We start from the raw sequence: 21,453 nt of genomic DNA on the forward strand, positions 1-21,453 counted from the left end.
GCGGCCGCGCGGGCCGGGGCTCTCCCGACCGGCCCGATCACCGGATCACGGCGGGCTGCCCGACCGGTCCCGCGGGGGCCAGGTACGCGCGCATCCGGGCCGGACGCCCGTCGGCCGTGGTCCAGTCGTCGGTGCGGCTGCCGATGTGCCGCCACCCGGCACGTTCGTAGAGCGCGAGGGCGGCCGACCCGCCCTCCTCGGCCTCCAGGGCGAGCCGCACACCCCGGGCCGCCGCCGCAGCCCTCACCGTGTCGAGCAACGCGCTCGCCACTTTGCGGCGACGCGCCTGCGAGCGCGCGAAGAGCCGGGCGACCGAAGCCAGTTCGGCCACGGGCAGACCGGCCTCCTTCGCCAGGACCTCCTCCGCACGCGTGAGCGCCACATGCCCGAGCACCGTCGGACCGTCCACGGCCACCCAGGCGTCCAGCAGCCCATGAGGGCTCAGCCAGCTTCCCGGGTCGGCCGGCCACCGTGCCGGGTAGCGGTCCGCCTCGTGCACGGTCGCCAGCGCGTCGACGCACGCCTCGATGTCACCGTCGCGGCGGCGACGGATCTCTGTCCCACCCATGGCCCGATCCTCACACGTGTGGCACGCGAGCCCGGTCCGATCCGGGCGAAACCCCCTAGGGTTGCTCCTGATCCGAGGGGGAAGGGGCGGGGCGCATGGCGACCTGGGGACTGGTCATGGAGACGACCGTGGGGGCGGGGGAGCGCAAGCACACGGAGGCATACGTGCTGGCGCACCTGGAGGGCACACGCGAAGACGCCCTGGTGGAGCTGGAGCGGCGGGCCCGGAACCATACGCCGGAGCACCCCTGGAGCCCGAAGCGTCGTCGGCTCTTCCGGGAGGGCGGCGGCTTCCTGCTGGTGATCGACGGTGCCTGGCAGTCCTTCAGCACCCGGTTCACGGTGGCCGAGCTGCTGGACGACAGCGCCGCACCGCCCCCGCCCACGCCCGCGGCCGAACCGGAGCCGGCGGTGCCTGAGCCGGCGGCTCAGGCACCCGAGCCGGAGGCCGCGGTGCCGCCGCCTCCGCCGTCCTCGCCGCCGCCGGTGGAGCGATACGCGGACGGGGTACCGGTCCGGCCGAGCTGGCTGGGCCGCACCGATGTGCAGTGAGGTCCTGCCGGGGCCGTTCGGCTTCGCGAGCGACCTCATGACGTCCCGCGCGCGGGACGATTCGGGCGGTCGGACGCCCACGAGTCCGTTTCGGCCCACCTGCCGGCGGCCCGGTCGGTCGCATCAGGCGAAGCGTGCCGCCAGGGCGGTCAGCCCGGTGCCGTACGTGCCGTCGCCGAAGAGCGACTCGACCTGGGGAACCGTGTCGTCGGCGCTTTGGTACGCCGCGCTCCACCGCACCTCGGCGCCGTCGGCGTGCGGATGGACGGCGAGCGTCGCCACGTAGTCGCTGACGGGCAGCACGGGGTCGATGACCGTGTAGGTGTACGAGTGCGTCTCGGCGTCGAGCGCGAGGAGCCGTTCGCGGGCCAGGACCTTGCCGTCGATCGCGAACACCCGGACGGCGCCGGGGTGTTCGGGGCTCGCGCCGTCCTCGATCGTCGAGGGCGGGACCTGTGGGTGCCAGTCGGCGAGGCCGCCGAAGTCGCCGATGACCCGCCACACCTCGTCGGGGGTGGCGGTGATCACGGCTGAGCGCTGAAGCGTGTGCATGGGGTGCTCTTCTCGGTCGGTGACGTCACCAGGTGCGGTCGCCGCGCAGGACGGCGTCCGCTCCGCCGTCGATGAAGACGACCTGGCCGGTGACATGGGAGTTCTCGGGGGATGCCAGCCAGGCCAGCAGAGGGGCGACCTGTTCCGCGCGGGCGTGCCCGTGCAGGGGCATCGGCACGCTGTCGTCGACGAGCTTGCGGCCCTCGGCCTCGCCGAGGAGCCCCTGCGTCATCGGCGTGACGATGGTTCCCGGGCCGATGGCGTTGAGCGGGATGCCCGCACCGGCCCAGTCGTCACCGGGAGCGGTGCGCCGCACCCAGCGGGCGACGGCTGCCTTGGAGGAGGCGTAGACGAGGTGCCCCTCCCCGCGGTCGACGGCGGCCTGCGCGGCGGCTGTGGCCGCGGCCTCGTCCCCCGCGAGCGCCGCGTCCACGATCGCGGCGTCGTTCGGATGCACCGAGGCGACCGAGGAGATGACCACGGCGCGCGGGTCGGTACCGGCGGCCAGCAGCGGACGCAGTCCTTCGAGGGTGGCGACCGCCCCGAAGTAGTTGACCTTGACGGTCAGCGGGTCGAAGTGCGCGATTCCGGCGCACGCGATGACGGCGTCCAGTCGCCCGCCGGTCAGCTCGGTGGCTTGTTCGACGAGCCCGGCACGGCCCTCGGCCGTGGACAGGTCGGCCGAGATGTCGACGCCCTTCAGGTCTGTGCCGATGACGGTGTGGCCCTGGGCGCGGAGATGGGCGGTGGTGGCTCTGCCGATGCCGGAGGCTCCTCCGGTGACGAGGTAGGTACGGCTCATGGTCTGCTCCTTCGTTGTTCCGCCAGCGTACGCCTGGTTGGCACAACGTGCCATAAGGCTTGTTTGTGACATGATGAGGTGCGGCAGGGCGCGGAGATCCGAGGTGCGGAGGGTGATCGTGGTGAAGGCGGACAAACGGCCCCCCTCGCTGACCGAACGGCGACGCGAGGCCACTCGGCTGGAGATCGCCGAGGCCGCGGCGGAGCTGTTCTCCGGGCGGGGCTACGAAGCGACGACGGTCGAGGCCGTGGCACAGGCTGCCGGGGTTTCGCTGCGCACCTTCTACCGGTACTGCCCGGCCAAGGAGGACGCGCTGACGCCCCTTCTCGTGGCAGGTGTCGCCGATCTCGTCGACGAGTTGGCGGCGCGGCCCGAGGACGAGCCCGTGGGGGCGGCCGTCGCGGCCGCCTTCCTCGCGACGACCATCGACCGCCGCCGCGCGGGCGCCGGTCGGACCCGTCGGCTGATCCGGGTCATGGGCACGGTTCCGGCCATCCGGATGCGCTGGCTGGTGGCCGGCCGGGAGATGCGGGACCGGTTGCTGCCGGTGCTGGCGGCCCGCACGGGGAACGCCGCGGACAGCCTGGAGGTCCGGCTGCTGGCGACCATGGTGATCGACGCGGTGACGGTCGCGCTGGAGCACTGGGCCGAGCAGGACGCCGGAGACCTCGCCGAGGTGACGGCCCGGGCGCTGGCGTTCCTGAAGGTCGACGAGATCTGATTCCGCCGGTGCCGAGGGGCGACCCGGCTGCACCCCGGTCGCGGCCGGTGAGCCGTTCCGTGCGGCCGATGCGGTAGTGCGAGGTGCCGGCCTGTACGCGCGGTTCGGTGGCAGTGGAGCGCCAGGCGCCGTCGTGGACCGCCGGCACCGTTCATGGGCCGGGCGGCAGGGCCGCCCGCTTCGAACCCGCCCCGGGTGGCGCGGGGTTGCCGCCGGATGTGGCGGGCGCACTTCCCGCCGACGCCCCGGTGGCGGGGCAACAAATAATGCAAGCATGCTTGCTTGTTTATGGGTCCGCTGCCATGCTCCTGGGCACACCGCCTTGCCCCGAGGGGAGCGCACCGTGCCCGATGTCGCAGCCTTGCTCGACGATCTGCGCGAAGAGAGCCAGGAACTCGACGTACTCGTACGGGGGTTGAGCGCCTCGCAGTGGGCCGCGCCGACCCCCGCCCCCGGCTGGGGCATCGCGCACCAGATCGCCCATCTCACCTGGACCGACGAGGTCGCCCTGCTGGCCGCGACCGACGCCGACGCCTTCGCCCGGGAGGCCGCCAAGGCGATGGAGGACCCCGCGACCTTTGTCGACCGGGGGGCCGAGGAGCTGGCCGTGCTGGATCCGGCGACGCTCCTCGCGCGGTGGCGGCGCGGGCGGGAGCGGCTCGAGGCCGCGCTGCGGGACGCGCCGGCCGGGGCCCGTATCCCCTGGTACGGGCCGCCGATGGGCGTCGCCTCCATGGCGACCGCCCGGATCATGGAGACCTGGGCGCACGGACAGGACGTCGCCGACGCCCTCGGGGTCACCAGGACCCCCACCGCCCGGCTGCGGCACGTCGCCCGGATCGGCGTGCGGGCCAGGGACTACGCCTACCTGGTACGAGGCATCGAGGCGCCCCGGGAGGAGTTCCGGGTCGAACTGGAAGCACCCGACGGCGAGGTGATCGCGTTCGGCGCCGAAGACGCGTCGCAGCGCGTCGACGGACCACTGGTCGACTTCTGTCTCCTCGTCACCCGGCGCGCCCACCGCGACGACCTGGCCGTGCGGGCCACCGGGCCCGATGCCGACCGGTGGCTCGACATCGCCCAGGCGTTCGCCGGGCCGCCCGGCCCCGGCCGCTCGCGCCGGGGAGGCGCGAAGTGACCGGGCGGGTCCTGCGGATCGGCAACGCCTCCGGGTTCTACGGCGACCGCTTCGACGCCGTGCGCGAGATGCTCACCGGCGGGCCCCTCGACGTTCTCACCGGCGACTACCTCGCCGAGCTGACCATGCTCATCCTCGGCCGGAGCAGGCTCAAGGACCCCACGCGCGGATACGCCACCACCTTCCTGCGCCAGCTCGAAGAAGGACTCGGGCTCGCCCATGAGCGCGGCGTGAAGATCGTCGCCAACGCCGGAGGTCTCAACCCGGCCGGACTGGCCGACGCCGTGCGGGAGTTGGCGCGGAAGGTCGGCGTGCCGGTGCGTGTCGCCCATGTGGAGGGCGACAGCCTCCCCGTACCGGAGGGGTTCCTCACCGCCAACGCCTACCTCGGCGGCGCCGGGATCGCCGCCTGTCTGACCGCGGGCGCCGATGTCGTCGTCACCGGGCGGGTCACCGACGCCGCCCTGGTCACCGGATCCGCCGCCGCCCACTTCGGCTGGGGCCCCGACGACCACGACGCGCTCGCCGGGGCCGTCGCCGCCGGACACGTGCTGGAGTGCGGCACCCAGGCGACCGGGGGGAACTACTCGTTCTTCCGCGGCCACGAGCGGGACCACGACCTGCTCCGGCCCGGCTTCCCCGTCGCCGAGATCCACGCCGACGGCACCTGCGTCATCACCAAGCACGACGGCACCGGCGGCATCGTCGACATCGGCACCGTCACCGCGCAACTGCTGTACGAGACCGGTGGAGCCCGGTACGCCGGGCCGGACGTCACCGCCCGGCTCGACACCGTACGGCTGACCCGGGACGGCCCCGACCGGGTGCGGATCTCCGGCGTGCGAGGCGAGGCCCCGCCGCCCACCCTCAAGGCCGGTCTCAGCCGGCTCGGAGGCTGGCGCAACGAGGTCGTCTTCGTCCTCACCGGGCTCGACATCGAGGCCAAGGCGCGCCTCGTGCGGAACCAGTTCGAGGACGCGCTCGCCCGTTCCCGTACCGAACCGGACGAGGTGTGCTGGGAGCTGTCCCGCACCGACCGGGCCGACGCCGCCACCGAGGAGACCGCGAGCGCCCTGCTCCGGCTCGTCGTCCGCGACCGGGACGCGAAGGCCGTCGGACGCGCCGTCTCCGGGGCCGCGGTCGAGCTCGCCCTCGGCAGCTACCCCGGCTTCCATGTCACGGCCCCGCCCGGAGAGGGCGCCCCGTACGGCGTGTTCGAGGCCCGGCACGTACCGGCCGACGAGGTCGTACACGTCGCCGTGCTCCCGGACGGGCGGCGCGAGCACCAGGAACCTCCCGCACGGACACGTCCCCTTCGGGAAGTCGAACAGCCCCCGCTGCCCGCGCCGTTGCCCGCCGGCCCCACCCGCACCGCCCCGCTCGGCCGGATCGCGGGCGCCCGCAGCGGGGACAAGGGCGGGGACGCCAACGTGGGGGTGTGGGTCGCGGACGACGAAGCCTGGCGGTGGCTGGCCCATGAACTGACCGTCGACCGGTTCCGGGCGCTGCTGCCGGAGACCGCCCCCCTCACCGTCGTGCGCCATGTCCTGCCGAACCTCCGCGCCCTGAACTTCGTCGTGCACGGGCTGCTCGGCGAGGGGGTCGCCGCCCGGCGCCGGTTCGATCCACAGGCCAAGGCGGTGGGGGAGTGGCTGCGCTCCCGGTACCTGCCCATCCCCGTGACGCTGCTGGAAGCCGTCCACGCACCGGAGGTGAACGCATGACCGTCCTGCCCACCGGGCTCGACACCGCGGGAGCCGAGTACGCCGCGAACCGCGCGGCCATGCTCGCGAAACTCGACGAGCTGGCCGTCGAGCACACCAGGGCGCAGGCGGGCGGCGGTGAGAAGTACGTCGCGCGGCACCGCGCGCGCGGCAAGCTCCTCGCCCGCGAGCGGATCGAGCTCCTGGTCGACGAGGACACCCCGTTCCTCGAACTGTCGCCGCTCGCCGCCTGGGGCAGCGACTATGCGGTCGGCGCCTCGCTCGTCACCGGGATCGGGGTGGTGTCGGGCGTGGAGTGCCTGATCACCGCCAACGACCCGACCGTACGCGGCGGCGCCTCCAACCCCTGGACCCTGAAGAAGGCCCTGCGGGCGAACGAGATCGCCTTCGCCAACCGGCTGCCCTGCATCAGCCTCGTCGAGTCGGGAGGCGCCGACCTGCCGTCGCAGAAGGAGATCTTCATCCCCGGCGGGGCGCTGTTCCGCGACATCACCCGGCTGTCGGCGGCCGGCATCCCGACCGTGGCCGTCGTCTTCGGGAACTCGACCGCCGGCGGGGCGTACGTCCCCGGCATGTCCGACCACACGGTCATGATCAAGGAGCGGTCCAAGGTCTTCCTCGGCGGACCGCCGCTGGTGAAGATGGCGACCGGCGAGGAGAGCGACGACGAATCGCTCGGCGGCGCCGAGATGCATGCCCGCACCTCCGGGCTCGCCGACCACTTCGCCGTCGACGAGCAGGACGCGCTGCGCCAGGCCCGCCGGATCGTCGCCCGGCTCAACTGGCGCAAGGCGCACCCCGATCCGGGCCCGGCCGAACCGCCGAAGTACGACGAGGACGAGCTGATCGGCATCGTGCCCGGCGATCTGAAGGTGCCCTTCGACCCGCGCGAGGTGATCGCGCGGCTCGTCGACGGCTCCGACTTCGACGCGTTCAAACCGCTCTACGGCACCAGCCTGGTGACCGGATGGGCCGCGCTGCACGGCTATCCCGTCGGCATCGTCGCCAACGCGCAAGGGGTGCTGTTCAGCGAGGAGTCGCAGAAGGCCGCCCAGTTCATCCAGCTCGCCAACCAGCGCGACATCCCGCTGCTCTTCCTGCACAACACCACCGGCTACATGGTCGGCAAGGAGTACGAACAGGGCGGCATCATCAAGCACGGCGCGATGATGATCAACGCGGTGTCGAACTCCAGGGTCCCGCATCTGTCGGTGCTGATGGGCGCCTCGTACGGGGCCGGACACTACGGCATGTGCGGACGGGCGTACGACCCCCGCTTCCTCTTCGCCTGGCCCGGCAGCAAGTCCGCCGTCATGGGGCCGCAGCAGCTCGCCGGGGTGCTGTCCATCGTCGCCCGCGCCTCCGCCGCCGCCAAGGGACGGCCCTACGACGACGACGCGGACGCCGGGCTGCGCGCCATGGTCGAGCAGCAGATCGAGTCCGAGTCGCTGCCGATGTTCCTGTCCGGCCGGCTGTACGACGACGGGGTCATCGACCCGCGCGACACCAGGACCGTCCTCGGGATGTGCCTGTCCGCGATCCACACCGCCCCGGTCGAAGGCGCCCGCGGCGGCTTCGGCGTCTTCCGGATGTGAGGGCCAGATGATCTCCACACTGCTTGTTGCCAACCGGGGCGAGATCGCCTGCCGGATCTTCCGTACCTGCCGTGCGCTGGGCATCGCCACCGTCGCCGTGTACTCCGACGCCGACGCCGACGCGCTCCATGTGCGGGAGGCGGACTCCGCCGTACGGCTGCCGGGCGCCGCTCCGTCCGACACCTATCTGCGCGGCGATCTCGTCGTGTCCGCCGCGCTCGCGGCGGGCGCCGACGCCGTCCACCCCGGGTACGGATTCCTCTCGGAGAACGCCGGATTCGCCCAGGCCGTGCAGGATGCCGGACTCGTCTGGGTGGGGCCGCCGGTCAAGGCCATCGAGCTGATGGCGTCCAAGACCCGTGCCAAGTCGCTGATGGCGGCGGCCGGGGTGCCGCTGCTCGCTCCCGTCGACACGGCGAACGCGACCGTCGACGACCTGCCGCTGCTGCTGAAGGCGGCGGCCGGCGGGGGTGGGCGTGGGATGCGGATCGTCCGCGAACTGTCCTCCCTGCCGGGCGAGACGACCGCGGCGTCCGCCGAGGCCGCCGCCGCGTTCGGGGACGGTGAGGTCTTCGCGGAGCCGTACGTGGAGCGAGGCCGGCACGTCGAGGTCCAGGTCGTGGCCGACGAGCACGGTGGGGTCTGGGCGCTCGGCACCCGCGACTGCTCACTCCAGCGGCGCCACCAGAAGGTCGTCGAGGAGGCCCCCGCACCCGGACTCGACGACGCGCTGCGGGCCCGGCTGCACGAGGCCGCCGTGGCCGCCGCCCGTGCGGTCGGCTACCGGGGCGCCGGCACCGTCGAGTTCCTGCTCGCCGCCGACGGGCGCCCGTACTTCCTGGAGATGAACACCCGTCTCCAGGTCGAACACCCCGTCACCGAAGCGGTCTTCGGGATCGACCTGGTGGCCCTGCAACTGCGTGTCGCGGAGGGCGAACCGCTGCCGACCGCCGAGCCCCCCGAACCGCGGGGGCACGCCGTCGAGGCCAGGCTCTACGCCGAGGACCCCACCCGCGACTGGCAGCCGCAGACCGGAGCACTGCTCGCACTCGAGGTGCCGGACGAACCCGGACTGCGCCTCGACACCGGATACACCGGCGGCGACACCATCGGCGTCCACTACGACCCGATGCTCGCCAAGGTCATCGCCCACGCCCCCACCCGCGCCGAGGCCGTGCGCCTCCTCGCCCGCGCCCTGGAACGCGCCCGCGTCCACGGCCCGGTCACCAACCGCGACCTGCTCGTACGCTCCCTGCGTCACCCCGACTTCCGTGCCGCCCGCCTCGACACCGGCTTCTACGACCGCCACCTGGACACCCTCACCCCGGCCCCGGACGGAGCGGAGCTGCGCCTCGCCGCCCTGGCCGCCGCCCTCGCCGACGCCGCCGGCCGGCACCACGGCCCCGGTCCCGGCCCCACCCGCTTCGGAGCCTGGCGCAACATCCCCTCGCAGCCACAGGTCAAGCGCTACCGCGCCGAACCCGCCGGCACCGAGCTCCGGGCCGCGTACCGCACCACGCGCACCGGCCCCGTCCCCGAAACCGGAGAACGGGTCGTCACCGCCCGCCCCGACCACGTCACCCTCGAAACCGGCCCCCTGACCCGCCACTTCGCCGTCGCCGTCCACGGCGACACGACCTATGTGGACACCGCCACCGGCTCGTACACCCTCACCGCCCTGCCCCGCTTCACCGACCCCACCGACCGGACCGAACCCGGCTCCCTGCTCGCCCCCATGCCCGGCACCGTCGTCCGCGTCGCGGACGGGCTCGCGACCGGGGCGACGGTCGAAGCGGGAGCACCCCTGATCTGGCTGGAGGCGATGAAGATGGAACACCGCATCCTCGCCCCCGCCTCCGGCATCCTCACCGCCCTGCACGCCGCCCCCGGCCTTCAGGTGGAGGTCGGCACCCTGCTCGCCGTCGTCACCGAACCCGCGGACGCCGTCACCGACGCCGCGGAGCGCGCCACCGAACCCGCAGACCCTGAGGAGAACGCATGAGCACCGTCCTCGAGACCGAAGAGCACCAGGCCCTGCGCGCCGCCGTCGCCGCCCTCGGAAAGCGTTACGGGCGGGACTACATGACCGCCGTCGTGCGCGACGGGGCCCACCCGCGCGAGCTGTGGGCCGAAGCGGCCAAGCTCGGCTACCTCGGTGTGAACCTCCCCGAGGAGTACGGCGGCGGAGGCGGTGGAATGACCGAACTCTCCATCGTCCTGGAGGAACTCGGCGCGGCGGGCAGCCCGCTGCTGATGATGGTCGTCTCCCCGGCGATCTGCGGCACCGTCATCGCCCGCTTCGGCACCGACACCCAGAAGCGGCAGTGGCTGCCCGGCCTCGCCGACGGCAGCCTCACCATGGCCTTCGGCATCACCGAACCCGACGCGGGCTCCAACTCGCACCGCATCACCACCACCGCCCGCAGGGACGGCGAGGACTGGCTGCTCACCGGGCGCAAGGTCTTCGTCTCCGGTGTCGACATCGCCGACGCCACCCTCGTCGTCGGCCGCACCGAGGACGCCAGGTCCGGCAGGCTCAAGCCCTGTCTCTTCATCGTCCCGCGTGACGCCCCCGGTTTCGGCCGCTCGCGGATCGACATGGAACTCCAGGCCCCGGAGAAGCAGTTCGAGCTCGTCCTCGACGACGTGCGGCTGCCCGCGGACGCCCTCGTGGGCGATGAGGACGCCGGACTGCTCCAGCTCTTCGCCGGACTCAACCCCGAACGCATCATGACCGCCGCGTTCGGCATCGGCATGGGCCGCTACGCGCTCGCCCGCGCCGTCGACTACGCGAAGACCCGTCAGGTGTGGAAGGAGCCCATCGGCTCCCACCAGGCCATCGCCCACCCCCTCGCCCAGGCCCACATCGAACTGGAAATGGCCCGGCTGATGATGCAGAAGGCCGCCCGGCTGTACGACGAGGGCGACGACATCGGCGCCGGCGAGGCCGCCAACATGGCGAAGTACGCGGCGGGGGAGGCCTGCGTCAAAGCCGTCGACCAGGCCGTGCACACCCTCGGCGGCAACGGACTCACCCGCGAGTACGGCCTCGCGTCCCTGATCACCGCGGCCCGCGTCGCCCGGATAGCGCCCGTCAGCCGGGAAATGATCCTGAACTACGTGTCCCACCAGTCCCTGGGTCTCCCCAAGTCGTACTGACACAGGACAGTCTGTCTCTCCACAACGCGGCACCGGCCGCGGCTCCCCGCCGCGCCTCGTCGCCTCCCTGCCGCTTCGGCCGCCGCTTCGAAGGGACCCCACGCCATGGTGCATGTGTTCCACAGCGACTACCCGTCCGTCCGGACACTCGACGAACCCATCCATGACGCGGTCCTCGGGAAGGCCACCGTCGATCACGGCGACACGGTCGCCCTGATCGACGGGACGAACGACAGCTCCACCCTCACCTACCGGCAGCTCGACTCCTTCCACCGGAAGATCGCCGCGGCCCTCGCCGGGGCCGGCGTGCGCAAGGGCGACGTGCTGGCCCTGCACAGCCCCAACACCATCGCCTACCCGGCGGTCTTTTACGGGGCGACGCGGGCCGGCGCCACCGTCACCACCGTCCATCCACTGGCCACGGCGGAGGAGTTCGCCAAACAGCTCCGCGACTCCTCCGCCCGCTGGATCGCCACCGTCTCCCCACTCCTCGAAACGGCCCGCGCAGCCGCCGAACTCGTCGGCGGCATCGAGGAGATATTCGTCTGCGACCGGGCGGAGGGTCACACCTCCGTGCTCGACATGCTCGCCACCACCGCCCCCGAACCCCGTGTCGCCTTCGACCCGGCCGAGGACATCGCCGCCCTGCCGTACTCCTCCGGCACCACCGGAACCCCCAAAGGCGTCATGCTCACCCACCGCTCCATGGCCACCAACCTGGAGCAGCTGCGCCCCTTCATCCCCATGGGCCCCGGCGACCGCATCCTGGCCGTACTCCCCTTCTTTCATATCTATGGGCTGACCGCCCTGATGAACGCCCCGCTGCGGATGGGCGCCACTGTCGTCGTACTGCCGCGCTTCGACCTCGCGCAGTTCCTCGCCGCGATCGAGAAGCACCGGATCAGCGGCCTGTACGTCGCCCCGCCGATCGTCCTCGCGCTGGCCAAGCACCCGTCCGTCGCCCAGTACGACCTCTCCTCGCTGGAGTACGTCGTCAGCGCCGCCGCCCCGCTCGACGCGGCGCTCGCCGCCGCCTGCGCGAAGCGCCTGGGACTGCCGCCCGTCCGCCAGGCGTACGGCATGACGGAACTCTCGCCCGGCACTCATGTCGTCCCGCTCGCCGCCCCGAACCCGCCGCCCGGCGCGGTGGGCAGGCTGCTGCCCAGCACCGAGATGCGGATCGTCTCGCTCGACCGCACCGGCGAGGACGCCCCGACCGGCACCGACGGCGAGATCCTGATCCGTGGACCACAGGTGATGAAGGGCTACCTCGGCCGTCCCGAGGCCACCGCCGACATGATCGACGCCGACGGCTGGGTGCACACCGGCGACATCGGACGCGTCGACGCGGACGGCTGGCTGTTCGTCGTCGACCGGGTGAAGGAACTGATCAAGTACAAGGGCTACCAGGTCGCACCCGCCGAACTCGAGGCGCTGCTGCTCGGGCACGAAGCGATCGCGGACGCCGCCGTCATCGGGGTGTACGACACGGAGGGCAACGAGGTTCCCAAGGCGTACCTGGTCCGTCGGCCCTCCCCGGCGGGCGACCGCCTCACGGCGGACGACGTCATGGCGTACGTCGCCGAGCGCGTCGCCCCGTACAAGAAGATCCGGCAGGTCGAGTTCGTCGCGGCGGTGCCGCGCGCGACCTCGGGGAAGATACTGCGCCGCGAACTGCGCGACAGGGAGAAGCCCCGTGGGACGACCGACTGAAGGCCGTTCGGGAGCCCCGGGGGACGACGCGCCTACAGCCCCGAAAGCCCCGCGAGAAGGAGACCCGCACATGACGCCGCTCGCCGGCCCCACGCACGACCGGGGCATCACCACGCTCGCCCTCGACTCGCCGGCCAACCGCAACGCCCTCTCCGCGCGCCTGGTCGACGAGCTCTCCACCGCCCTGGACGCCTGCGCGGCCGACGACACGGTGCGCGCCGTCGTCCTCACCCACACCGGCAACACGTTCTGCGCGGGCGCGGACCTGACCGGACCGCCCGACCCGGCGGCCTTCGTCGCCCTGATGCGGCGGATCGTCACACTGCCCAAGCCCGTCGTCGCCCGGGTCACCGGCCACGTACGAGCGGGCGGCCTCGGGCTGCTCAGCGCCTGCGACATCTCAGTGGCGGGCCCCGGCGCCTCGTTCGCCCTCACCGAGTCCCGGCTCGGCCTCGCCCCCGCCGTCATCTCCCTGCCACTGCTGCCCCGCACCGACCCGCGCGCCGCCGCCCGCTACTACCTCACCGGTGAACGCTTCGACGCCACCGAGGCCGCCCGCATCGGCCTGGTCACGCTCGCCGCCGAGGACACCGACAAGGCACTCGTGCCCGTACTGGACGGGCTGCGCCGAGCCTCGCCCCAGGGGCTGAGAGCATCGAAGGAGCTGGTCACGGCTACTGTGCGGAGGAGTTTCGACCAGCATGCCGAAGACCTCATCGCCCGCTCGGCGGCGCTCTTCGCCTCCGCCGAGGCACGGGAGGGAATGACGGCCTTCCTCGAACGACGGGACCCCGCATGGGTGTTGTGACGCCCCCCACCGACCGGACCCCCAAGCAGGACCGCAGCCGCGCCACCCGCCGACGGCTCCTCGAAGCCGCGGTGGCCTGCCTCGCCGAACACGGCTGGGCGGGCTCCACCGTCTCCGTCGTCGCCGAACGCGCCGGCGTCTCGCGCGGTGCCGCCCAGCACCACTTCCCGACCCGCGAGGACCTGTTCACCGCAGCCGTCGAATACGTCGCCGAGGAACGCTCCGCCGCCCTGCGCGCCCTGCCCGTCCAGGGCCGCGCGGCCGTCGTCGCCGCCCTCGTCGACCTCTACACGGGCCCCCTCTTCCGCGCCGCGCTCCAGCTCTGGGTCGCCGCGTCCAACGAGGAACAGCTGCGTCCCCGCGTCACCGAACTCGAAGCCCGCGTCGGCCGCGAGACCCACCGCATCGCCGTCGGACTTCTCACCGCCGACGAGACGAAGCCCGGCGTGCGCGAAACGGTCCAGGGCCTCCTCGACATGGCCCGCGGGCTCGGCCTGGCCAACGTGCTCACCGACGACACCGCCCGGCGTCAGAGGGTCGTGGCACAGTGGGCGGCGCTGCTGGACGACGCACTCGACCGACCCCGGGGGACCTGTGGGTGACCACTTCCAGACGATCGTCGATCTCGACGCCACCGAGCAGGACGCCGCACAACTCGGCGCCGGGCTCCTCGACTGGCTGATCGCCGACGGAATCGTCGGCGCCGAGCGCACCGACTGCGTCCTCGGCGGAGACGGCCACGGCAACGCACCCGGTCCGAACTACGCCCAGGCCGTCGACGACCCGGAACCGGTCGAGCTGTGGAGCAACGGCCTCCACATCGCGACCGGACGCACCGTCTTCGACAGCGGCCAGGGCGACGCGGCAGCCGCCACCTGCCCGCTCTGCTCCACCGAGATCCGCCTCGTCGACGACACCTGGTGCCCCGTCGACAGCGCCTGGGCCCCGTTCGCGGGCCGGCTCGGCGCCTGGACGAACGGCGGCGAAGGCATCGTGGAGTGCCCCTCCTGCCACCGGCCCTCCGGCATCGACCGCTGGAGCTGGGAGGACGACTACTACGCCTGCGGGCAGCTCGGCCTCACCTTCTGGAACTGGGCGGAGCTGACCTCCGGCTTCGAGCAGGAGGTGCGGCGCCGCCTCGGCGGACACCGCACCGTCACCCTCCGCGGCAAGCTCTAGGACTTCCGTCCGGATCGGCCCGGCCGATCAGGACGAAAGCCCCCGGGCCTGTCGCCAGGCAGACCGGTCGCGACCCTGCCGGCCCGCCCGGGGCCGTACCCGGCCGTACTTCCCGGGGCCGTACCCGGCCGCACTTTCGGACCGCGCAGGGGCCGCGCGGTACCGGGACCGTCAGTTCCCCAGATCCGCGAGCTGCTCGTACCCCTCGATCTCCCGGGGATCACGCGCCCCCGGACCGACGTACCGCGCCGAAGGACGCACCAGCCGCCCCGTCCGCTTCTGCTCCAGAATGTGCGCCGACCATCCCGCCGTACGCGCACACGTGAACATCGACGTGAACATGTGCGCCGGAACCTCCGCGAAGTCCAGCATGATCGCCGCCCAGAACTCCACGTTCGTCGCCAGCACCCGGTCGGGACGGCGCGCGTGCAGCTCCTCCAGCGCGGCCTTCTCCAGGGCCTGCGCCACCTCGAAGCGCGGTGCTCCCAACTCCTTGGCGGTACGTCGCAGAACGCGTGCCCGAGGGTCCTCGGCCCGGTAGACCCGGTGCCCGAAGCCCATCAGCCGCTCACCCTTGTCCAGGGCCTTCTTCACATACGCGGTGGCATCCCCGGTCCGCTCGATCTCCTCGATCATGCCGAGCACCCGGGACGGCGCACCACCGTGCAACGGCCCCGACATCGCGCCCACCGCGCCCGAGAGCGCCGCCGCCACATCGGCACCCGTCGACGCGATGACACGGGCGGTGAACGTGGAGGCGTTCATGCCGTGCTCGGCGGCCGACGTCCAGTACGCGTCGACCGCCTTGACGTGCTTGGGATCCGGCTCCCCGCGCCAGCGGATCATGAACCGCTCGACCACGGACCCCGCCTTGTCGATCTCGCTCTGCGGAACCATCGGCAGCCCCTGTCCGCGCGCCGACTGGGCGACGTACGACAGCGCCATCACGGCGGCCCGCGCCAGATCGTCGCGCGCGGTCGCCTCGTCGATGTCGAGCAGCGGCTTCAGGCCCCACACGGGCGCGAGCATGGCCAGCGCGGACTGCACATCGACCCGGATGTCACCGGAGTGCACCGGGATCGGGAACGGCTCGGCGGGCGGCAGACCGGGGTTGAACGCCCCGTCGACCAGCAGTCCCCAGACGTTTCCGAACGACACATGGCCGACGAGATCCTCGATGTCGACACCGCGGTAACGGAGCGAGCCGCCTTCCTTGTCCGGTTCGGCGATCTCCGTCTCGAAGGCGATGACTCCCTCTAGTCCCGGTACGAAGTCGGACATGGCGGCTCCCTCGGTCGACGGCTCTGCGTAGGCCACAGTGGCCTGCCCAAGATATTGGCGGGTTCCCACGACGCGGGGAAGCGTGACATCCGGCACAGCTTCCCGTTCATCGACGACGGATCGAGGCCCTCCTCACCGGGCGTGTTCGGCCACTGCGGCAGGATGGCCCCGTGCCCACCGCAGATTCACCTTCTGATTCCACCACCGATCCGGCCGCCATGCGCGAGCAGTACCGCTCCGAGGCCTTCACCGAGGACACGCTGGCCGCCGACCCGATGCGGCAGTTCGCCCACTGGTTCCGGCAGGTGGCCGTGGGCGGAATGCTCCACGAGCCCAACGCCATGGTGGTCTCCACCGCCACCCCCGAGGGCCGGCCGTCCTCACGCACGGTGCTGCTCAAGAAGTACGACGAACGCGGCTTCGTCTTCTTCACCAACTACGAATCCCGCAAGGGCCGCGAGCTGACCGCCAACCCGTACGTCTCGCTGCTCTTCCCCTGGCACCCGATGGCCCGCCAGGTCATCGTCACCGGCACGGCGGCCCGCGTCGGCCGGGACGAGACGGTCGCCTACTTCCGCACCCGCCCGCACGGCTCCCAGCTGGGCGCCTGGGCGAGCGCCCAGTCGACGGTGATCGGCTCCCGCGAGGAGCTGATCGCACGCTACGAGGAACTCGCCGCCCGCTACCCGGAGGGCGAACACGTCCCCGCGCCCCCGCAGTGGGGCGGGTTCCGTGTCGTCCCCGACACGATCGAATTCTGGCAGGGGCACGAGAACCGGCTGCACGACCGGCTGAGGTACGTACGCGAGGGTCAGAAGTGGCGCGTCGAGCGCCTGTGCCCGTAGAAAACCCCTCCGGACACGCAGAAACCCGCAGGCTCTGGTCCCTCCTTGCGGAGGAGCCGGCCGGATCTACCGGCGAGCCTGCGGGTCGGTGACTGCTTGGGTTTCGGCAGACAGCCTGCCGAGGTGCACGATGTGCGACGACGGGCTGTCAGCCCGCAGCCACCTCACGAATCCGATAAGACTGCACTTTTCGGATCACCTCCTTTCAACGTGTACGGCAACCCTAGGAACCTCGTCGGCGCCACACAACCGAATTAACGGACCGGCCGATTTCCGGGAAGTCGGTGTGTCCGGGGTCACGTTCGAGTTCAATGGTCTGACGTGCGGAAATGCCGAAATGCGTCCTGCGGGGGGTACGGGATGAGTGCGTCCACGAGCAGGGGAACGACCGACGCGCTCGGGCCCGAAGAGGGTCCGGGGTCCGGGCCCGGGGCCGAGCTGCTCGCGGCGCTGCTCGACGGGATGGACACCGCGCTCTGCGCGTTCGACGCGGACGGCACGATCACCCACTGGAACCGTGAGGCGGAGCGGATTCTCGGCTGGTCCGCACAGGAGGCCGTCGGCCGGCCCGGGTTCGCCGGGTGGGCGGTGCGGCCGGCGGACGCGGGGGAGGTCCGGGAACGGCTGATGGCGGCCATGGACGGGGGCGGTCGCCGGGTCCACGAGTTCGCGCTGCTGCGCAAGGACGGCGGCCGGGTGCTCGTACGGACGCAGTCGGCGGGGGTCCGGGGCGCGGACGGGAAGCCGGCCGGGGTGTACTGCGCGTTCGGCGAGGTGCATGCGCAGATCGATCTGGAACGGTCGATCGCGCTGAGCGAGGCGCTGTTCGAGGACGCGTCGTGGGGCGTGGTGCTCGTGGACGCCGATCTGCGGCCGACGGTCGTCAACGCGCACGCGGCGCGGGCGCTGGGCGGTGGCCGTACGACGCTGCTGGGGCGCCCGCTGGGGGAGCTGATCGCGCAGGGCTTCGAGGATCTGGAGGGCGCGCTGCAGCATGTGCTCGCGGAAGGCGCGCCGCCGGCGCCCGCCGAGTTGTGGGTGACGCTCCGGACGTCGGAGGGGGACCGGCGGCGGTGCTGGCGCAGCGGATTCCTGCGGTTGGCGTCGCCGCTCACGGAGGAGCCGGTTCCGTTGGGGGTGGGCTGGCTGTTCCAGGACGTGACGACGGAGAAGCTGGCCGCGCAGGAGGCGGACCGGGTGCGGTTCCGTTCGAACCAGTTGCACCGGGCGTCCCGGTCCGCGTCCGAGTGCGAGGACCCGATGGAGGCGGCGACGTCCCACCTGGACTACGCGCTCGCGGGCTTCGCCGACCACGCGCTGATCGATCTCGTGGCGGGGGAGCGGCTGGTGCGGGTGGCGGCGACCCCGTCCGGTGAGCCGGGGCCGTGCGTGGCGGTGGCCGGTGGCGGCGTTCCGCTGCGGTACGCGGCGGGCCATCCGGCCCTTCAGGCGGTGGACCGTACCGGTTCGGTGCGGACCAGTGCGGGGGCGGGGCAGGAGGCCGGGGTGTGGGCGGCCGAACGGCAGTGGCCGGGCGATTCGGTGCACGCGCTGTGCGCGGTGCTGCGGAGCAGGGGGCGCACGCTGGGCGTGGTGACGTTTCTGCGCTCCGCCCACCGCACCGCTTTCGAGCGGCCGGACGCGGTGTACGCGGAGAGCGTGGCGGTCCGGGTCGCGGCGGCGGTGGACCTGGCGCAGGTGACGAAGCGGCCGTAGGCCGGGCCCCGTCGCGGAGCCCGGCACCGCCCCCGGCCGGGGCCCGGTCTCACGCCGCGTGCAGCGCCAGCGTCGGTGAGAGACGGGACGCCCGCACCGCCGGGTAGAGGCCCGCGATCGTGCCGATCACCAGCGTCGCGCCGAAGCCGCCGCCGACCGCCCACGGTGGCACCACCCAGGGCAGCCCGCCGGAGTACGCGTACACCCCGGTCGCCGCCGCGCCGAGCGCCACGCCCGCCAGGCCGCCCAGGCCGGAGAGCATCAGCGACTCCGTGACGAACTGGATGCGGATCTGGCCCCGGGTCGCGCCGAGCGAGCGGCGCAGCCCGATCTCGTACCGCCGCTCCAGCACCGAGATGATCATGGTGTTGGCGACCCCGACGCCGCCGACGAGCAGCGCGATGCCGCCCAGGCCCAGCAGCATGCTGCTGAACGCCCCCTCGGTCGCCGCCTTGGCCTGGAGCGCCGACGACGGGTCGGTGACCTTCACGTTCTGCGGGTTCTGCGGGTCGACCGTCGCCGCCATGACCTTGCGCACGTCCTGCACCGCCGCGTCGGCCGAGCGCTCGTACACCGAGGTCGGGTGGCCCTCGAAGCCCAGCAGGCGCTTCGCACCCTCCCAGCCGACCAGCGCGGAGCGTTCGATCTCCGGGGCGAGCGGCAGCGGGGCGAGGATGCCGACCACGGTGAAGTACCGGTTGCCTATCCACACCTGGCGGCCCGGAGCGGTGATGCCGAGACGCTCCGCGGAGACATGGCCGAGCACGACGGAGGGGTAACGTCCGGTCGCGTTGTTGAGCCAGCTGCCGCTGTGGACCTCGCCGCGCAGCACCCGCAGCAGGTCTCCGGTGGTCGCCTTGACGACGATCCCGCCCGTGTCGTCCTTGTCGATCTTCTCGTTGCGGCGTGCGGTCGTGTCGAGGTCGGCGGTCGCGCCGACCTCCTGGACGCCCTTGATGCGGCCCACCATCCCGACGGCGTCCTCGGGCAGCTTGACGTCCTGCCCGGCGAACATCGACTCGCCGGGGGAGGCCACGAGCAGGTTGGTGCCCAGCTTGTCGAGTTCCCGGAGCAGCTGGGCCTGGCTGGAGGCGGAGATGCCCACCACCGAGATCATCGTCGCGATGCCGATGGCGATGCCCAGGGCGGAGAGCACGACCCGCATCGGCCGGCTGCGCAGTCCCGCCGAACCGACGTGCAGTACATCCCGGGGGCCGAGCCGGGCCGCTTTGAGCCGCCCCCGGCCGTCGTCGGCGCCGCGGCCCGCGCGCCGCGCCCTCACTGGTCCGCTCCCGTCGTGGCGGGGGAGCGGCCGTTTCCGGAGATGTCGCGCACATCCGTGGACGGATCGCGCATGCCCGGGGACTGATCGCGTACGTCCGCGGACGGGTTGCGTACGTCCGCGACCACGTGGCCGTCCCGGATGCGCACCTCGCGCGGCAGGTCCCGGGCGATCTCGGTGTCGTGCGTGATGACCGCGATGGTGGCGCCCTCCCGGTTGAGGTCGCGCAGCAGCTTCATCACCGCTTCCCCGGACGCCGAGTCGAGCGCCCCGGTCGGTTCGTCGGCCAGCAGGAGCGCGGGTTCCCCCACGACGGCCCGCGCGATGGCGACCCGCTGTTTCTGTCCGCCGGAGAGCTGGTGCGGCTTGTGGTCGAGGCGGTCGGCGAGCCCGACCCGCTCCAGTGCGGCGGCGGCTTTGCGGCGGCGTACGGCACGGGAGAGGCCCGAGTACAGCAGGCCCTCCGCGACGTTGTCGCGGGCGCTGACGCCCGGCACCAGGTGGAACGCCTGGAAGACGAAGCCGACGTGCTGGGCACGCAGCGCGGAGAGCCTGCGGTCGGAGAGCGCCGCCACGTCGTGCCCCGCGATGTGGACCGACCCGGCGGTGGGGCGGTCCAGGGTGCCGATGATGTGCAGCAGCGTGGACTTGCCGGAGCCGGACGGGCCGACGATGCCGAGGAGTTCGCCCTCCTCGACGGTGAGGTCCACCCCGCGCAGGGCGGCGACCGGGCCCGGGTACTCCTTGGTGACGCCCCTGAGGCCGACGACCGTGCTCATATCTTCGGCACCCCGATCTTCATGCCCTCGCGCAGCCCGCCGCCGGACACCTCGACCCGGCCCTCGGCGAACATGCCGAGCCCGACCTTCACGTCGCGGACCGTGCCGCCCTGGACGACCTGGAGGCCGAAGCCGCCGCCGGGCAGCGCGAGCAGCGCGTTCACCGGGACGCTGAGGACGTCCTTGCGCACTTCGCCGGTCAGGTTCACCGTGACCGGCGCCTGGTCGAAGCCGCCGACCTTGTCCGGCTTGTCGAAGGAGACGGTCAGGGTGACCTTGGGGCTGTTGTCCTGCGGGTCCTTGCCGGGCTTCGCCGTCCGGCCGACCGAGGAGACCGACCCGGCCGCGCTGCTGCCGTCCGGCAGATCGACGGTGACCTCGGTGCCCGCCTTGGCGAGCCGGCTCTCGGCGACGTCGAGCTCGAATGTCACGATGCGCTCGGAGCCGGTGGTGGTGAGGACCGGAGCGCCGGGCTGGGCCAATTCGCCGACGGCTGTCTCGACGCTCTTGATCCGGACCTCCGCCGGGGAGAAGGCGATGTCCTGCGGCCCCACCGTTCCGGTCCGCTCGCTGCCGTGGGACTTCTGCCAGCGCTTGACGGCGGCCGCGGTCAGCTCGGTGTACTCGTCGTCCGGGGTGAAGCCGGTGTAGCCGAGCTCCGCGAGGTTGCGCTCCAGCTGCTCCACGTCCCGGCCCCGGTCGCCCGGCTTCAGAGTCCGGTACATCGGCCCCGAGCCGTACATCAGCCACACCGCCCGGCCATCGACCTCGTACAGCCGCTCGTTCCGCTTGACGGTCGAGCCGGTGCGCGGGGTCCAGGTCATGGTGCCCGCCGCGCCCGCGTTGACCTTGCGCTGCTTGTCGTAGCCGAGCGTTCCGTCCGCCTGGGCGCTGTCGCGCAGGTCGCGGCGCTCGACCGAGGCGGTGGCCGGGGGCAGCCCGGTGCTCCTCGGGCCGTCCGTCTCCCCGGCGGAGCCGAACTGGGTGAGAGCCAGTGCCCCGGCTGCCACGGCGAGTACCGCCGCGGCGGCCACCATGAC

At 72.6% G+C, this 21,453-nt stretch carries 20 protein-coding genes; 13 read left to right on the forward strand and 7 right to left on the reverse strand.

Annotation, left to right across the window (positions count from 1 at the left end):
- Positions 1-37 precede the first annotated feature (37 nt).
- On the reverse strand, positions 38-568 hold the full coding sequence (locus tag ACIRP2_RS07985) for a GNAT family N-acetyltransferase (protein ID WP_404247690.1): 531 nt from the start codon (positions 566-568) through the stop codon (positions 38-40).
- A 95-nt stretch (positions 569-663) separates the two neighbouring features.
- On the opposite strand from ACIRP2_RS07985, the gene ACIRP2_RS07990 reads away from it, so the two are divergent.
- Complete coding sequence (locus ACIRP2_RS07990) at positions 664-1,119, forward strand: hypothetical protein (protein ID WP_404247692.1); 456 nt, start codon at positions 664-666, stop codon at positions 1,117-1,119.
- Between the two features lie 123 nt (positions 1,120-1,242).
- Here the strand turns inward: ACIRP2_RS07990 and ACIRP2_RS07995 are convergent, their stop codons facing one another.
- Together ACIRP2_RS07995 and ACIRP2_RS08000 are read right to left on the reverse strand one after the other, a co-directional pair.
- A complete protein-coding gene (locus ACIRP2_RS07995) occupies positions 1,243-1,671 on the reverse strand; it encodes an SRPBCC family protein (protein WP_404247694.1) in 429 nt (142 codons plus the stop codon).
- A 25-nt stretch (positions 1,672-1,696) separates the two neighbouring features.
- Positions 1,697-2,473 (reverse strand): SDR family oxidoreductase, encoded by a 777-nt coding sequence (locus tag ACIRP2_RS08000; protein WP_404247696.1) that lies wholly within the window; start codon positions 2,471-2,473, stop codon positions 1,697-1,699.
- 112 nt (positions 2,474-2,585) lie between these two features.
- On the opposite strand from ACIRP2_RS08000, the gene ACIRP2_RS08005 reads away from it, so the two are divergent.
- The 10 genes from ACIRP2_RS08005 to ACIRP2_RS08050 all read left to right on the forward strand — a co-directional run bounded on the left by ACIRP2_RS08005 (position 2,586) and on the right by ACIRP2_RS08050 (position 14,510).
- Positions 2,586-3,194, forward strand: coding sequence for a TetR/AcrR family transcriptional regulator (locus tag ACIRP2_RS08005; RefSeq protein ID WP_404247698.1), 609 nt, complete (start codon positions 2,586-2,588; stop codon positions 3,192-3,194).
- 343 nt (positions 3,195-3,537) lie between these two features.
- Positions 3,538-4,332, forward strand: a complete 795-nt coding sequence (locus ACIRP2_RS08010) for a TIGR03084 family metal-binding protein (RefSeq protein ID WP_404247700.1) — start codon at positions 3,538-3,540, stop codon at positions 4,330-4,332.
- Positions 4,329-6,056, forward strand: a complete 1,728-nt coding sequence (locus ACIRP2_RS08015; protein ID WP_404247702.1) for an acyclic terpene utilization AtuA family protein — start codon at positions 4,329-4,331, stop codon at positions 6,054-6,056. Before ACIRP2_RS08010 ends, ACIRP2_RS08015 begins: the two co-directional genes overlap by 4 nt.
- On the forward strand, positions 6,053-7,651 hold the full coding sequence (locus tag ACIRP2_RS08020; protein ID WP_404247704.1) for an acyl-CoA carboxylase subunit beta: 1,599 nt from the start codon (positions 6,053-6,055) through the stop codon (positions 7,649-7,651). Before ACIRP2_RS08015 ends, ACIRP2_RS08020 begins: the two co-directional genes overlap by 4 nt.
- Positions 7,652-7,658: 7 nt before the next feature.
- On the forward strand, positions 7,659-9,653 hold the full coding sequence (locus ACIRP2_RS08025; protein WP_404247706.1) for a biotin carboxylase N-terminal domain-containing protein: 1,995 nt from the start codon (positions 7,659-7,661) through the stop codon (positions 9,651-9,653).
- On the forward strand, positions 9,650-10,810 hold the full coding sequence (locus tag ACIRP2_RS08030; RefSeq protein ID WP_404247708.1) for an acyl-CoA dehydrogenase family protein: 1,161 nt from the start codon (positions 9,650-9,652) through the stop codon (positions 10,808-10,810). Before ACIRP2_RS08025 ends, ACIRP2_RS08030 begins: the two co-directional genes overlap by 4 nt.
- 105 nt (positions 10,811-10,915) lie before the next feature.
- Positions 10,916-12,523, forward strand: a complete 1,608-nt coding sequence (locus ACIRP2_RS08035; RefSeq protein ID WP_404247710.1) for a 4-coumarate--CoA ligase family protein — start codon at positions 10,916-10,918, stop codon at positions 12,521-12,523.
- Between the two features lie 70 nt (positions 12,524-12,593).
- A complete protein-coding gene (locus ACIRP2_RS08040; RefSeq protein WP_404247712.1) occupies positions 12,594-13,331 on the forward strand; it encodes an enoyl-CoA hydratase family protein in 738 nt (245 codons plus the stop codon).
- Positions 13,319-13,933, forward strand: a complete 615-nt coding sequence (locus tag ACIRP2_RS08045; RefSeq protein ID WP_404247714.1) for a TetR/AcrR family transcriptional regulator — start codon at positions 13,319-13,321, stop codon at positions 13,931-13,933. The genes ACIRP2_RS08040 and ACIRP2_RS08045 overlap by 13 nt, the downstream gene beginning before the upstream one ends.
- A complete protein-coding gene (locus ACIRP2_RS08050; protein WP_404247716.1) occupies positions 13,926-14,510 on the forward strand; it encodes a hypothetical protein in 585 nt (194 codons plus the stop codon). The genes ACIRP2_RS08045 and ACIRP2_RS08050 overlap by 8 nt, the downstream gene beginning before the upstream one ends.
- Before the next feature lie 171 nt (positions 14,511-14,681).
- On the opposite strand, the gene ACIRP2_RS08055 is transcribed toward ACIRP2_RS08050, so the two are convergent.
- Positions 14,682-15,791, reverse strand: a complete 1,110-nt coding sequence (locus ACIRP2_RS08055; protein ID WP_404247718.1) for a citrate synthase 2 — start codon at positions 15,789-15,791, stop codon at positions 14,682-14,684.
- A gap of 218 nt (positions 15,792-16,009) precedes the next feature.
- On the opposite strand from ACIRP2_RS08055, the gene pdxH reads away from it, so the two are divergent.
- Entirely contained in the window at positions 16,010-16,636 is a 627-nt protein-coding gene (gene pdxH / locus ACIRP2_RS08060) for a pyridoxamine 5'-phosphate oxidase (protein ID WP_404249382.1), read from the forward strand.
- Positions 16,637-16,996: 360 nt separating this feature from the next.
- Complete coding sequence (locus tag ACIRP2_RS08065; RefSeq protein WP_404247720.1) at positions 16,997-18,352, forward strand: PAS domain-containing protein; 1,356 nt, start codon at positions 16,997-16,999, stop codon at positions 18,350-18,352.
- 49 nt (positions 18,353-18,401) lie between these two features.
- Here ACIRP2_RS08065 and ACIRP2_RS08070 read toward each other — a convergent pair whose 3' ends face one another.
- Genes ACIRP2_RS08070 through ACIRP2_RS08080 form a run of 3 tightly spaced genes read right to left on the reverse strand, consistent with a single transcriptional unit; the run spans position 18,402 to position 21,450 of the window.
- A complete protein-coding gene (locus tag ACIRP2_RS08070) occupies positions 18,402-19,634 on the reverse strand; it encodes an ABC transporter permease (protein WP_404247722.1) in 1,233 nt (410 codons plus the stop codon).
- Positions 19,631-20,413: an ABC transporter ATP-binding protein gene (locus tag ACIRP2_RS08075; protein ID WP_404247724.1), complete on the reverse strand. Its 783-nt coding sequence runs from the start codon at positions 20,411-20,413 to the stop codon at positions 19,631-19,633. The genes ACIRP2_RS08070 and ACIRP2_RS08075 overlap by 4 nt, the downstream gene beginning before the upstream one ends.
- Positions 20,410-21,450, reverse strand: coding sequence for a peptidoglycan-binding protein (locus tag ACIRP2_RS08080; protein ID WP_404249384.1), 1,041 nt, complete (start codon positions 21,448-21,450; stop codon positions 20,410-20,412). Before ACIRP2_RS08080 ends, ACIRP2_RS08075 begins: the two co-directional genes overlap by 4 nt.
- Between the last annotated feature and the right edge of the window lie 3 nt (positions 21,451-21,453).

The sequence above is a fragment of the Streptomyces sp. NPDC101194 genome (genome assembly GCF_044767885.1).
GTDB lineage: Bacteria > Actinomycetota > Actinomycetes > Streptomycetales > Streptomycetaceae > Streptomyces.

What these genes read in the sequence shown, in the direction of transcription:
- ACIRP2_RS07985 (WP_404247690.1), bottom strand. Translation starts at nt 568, where the DNA reads ATGGGTGGGACAGAGATCCGTCGCCGCCGCGACGGTGACATCGAGGCG.
- ACIRP2_RS07990 (WP_404247692.1), top strand. Translation starts at nt 664, where the DNA reads ATGGCGACCTGGGGACTGGTCATGGAGACGACCGTGGGGGCGGGGGAG.
- ACIRP2_RS07995 (WP_404247694.1), bottom strand. Translation starts at nt 1,671, where the DNA reads ATGCACACGCTTCAGCGCTCAGCCGTGATCACCGCCACCCCCGACGAG.
- ACIRP2_RS08000 (WP_404247696.1), bottom strand. Translation starts at nt 2,473, where the DNA reads ATGAGCCGTACCTACCTCGTCACCGGAGGAGCCTCCGGCATCGGCAGA.
- ACIRP2_RS08020 (WP_404247704.1), top strand. Translation starts at nt 6,053, where the DNA reads ATGACCGTCCTGCCCACCGGGCTCGACACCGCGGGAGCCGAGTACGCC.
- ACIRP2_RS08025 (WP_404247706.1), top strand. Translation starts at nt 7,659, where the DNA reads ATGATCTCCACACTGCTTGTTGCCAACCGGGGCGAGATCGCCTGCCGG.
- ACIRP2_RS08030 (WP_404247708.1), top strand. Translation starts at nt 9,650, where the DNA reads ATGAGCACCGTCCTCGAGACCGAAGAGCACCAGGCCCTGCGCGCCGCC.
- ACIRP2_RS08035 (WP_404247710.1), top strand. Translation starts at nt 10,916, where the DNA reads ATGGTGCATGTGTTCCACAGCGACTACCCGTCCGTCCGGACACTCGAC.
- ACIRP2_RS08040 (WP_404247712.1), top strand. Translation starts at nt 12,594, where the DNA reads ATGACGCCGCTCGCCGGCCCCACGCACGACCGGGGCATCACCACGCTC.
- ACIRP2_RS08045 (WP_404247714.1), top strand. Translation starts at nt 13,319, where the DNA reads ATGGGTGTTGTGACGCCCCCCACCGACCGGACCCCCAAGCAGGACCGC.
- ACIRP2_RS08055 (WP_404247718.1), bottom strand. Translation starts at nt 15,791, where the DNA reads ATGTCCGACTTCGTACCGGGACTAGAGGGAGTCATCGCCTTCGAGACG.
- pdxH (WP_404249382.1), top strand. Translation starts at nt 16,010, where the DNA reads ATGCGCGAGCAGTACCGCTCCGAGGCCTTCACCGAGGACACGCTGGCC.
- ACIRP2_RS08065 (WP_404247720.1), top strand. Translation starts at nt 16,997, where the DNA reads ATGAGTGCGTCCACGAGCAGGGGAACGACCGACGCGCTCGGGCCCGAA.
- ACIRP2_RS08075 (WP_404247724.1), bottom strand. Translation starts at nt 20,413, where the DNA reads ATGAGCACGGTCGTCGGCCTCAGGGGCGTCACCAAGGAGTACCCGGGC.
- ACIRP2_RS08080 (WP_404249384.1), bottom strand. Translation starts at nt 21,450, where the DNA reads ATGGTGGCCGCCGCGGCGGTACTCGCCGTGGCAGCCGGGGCACTGGCT.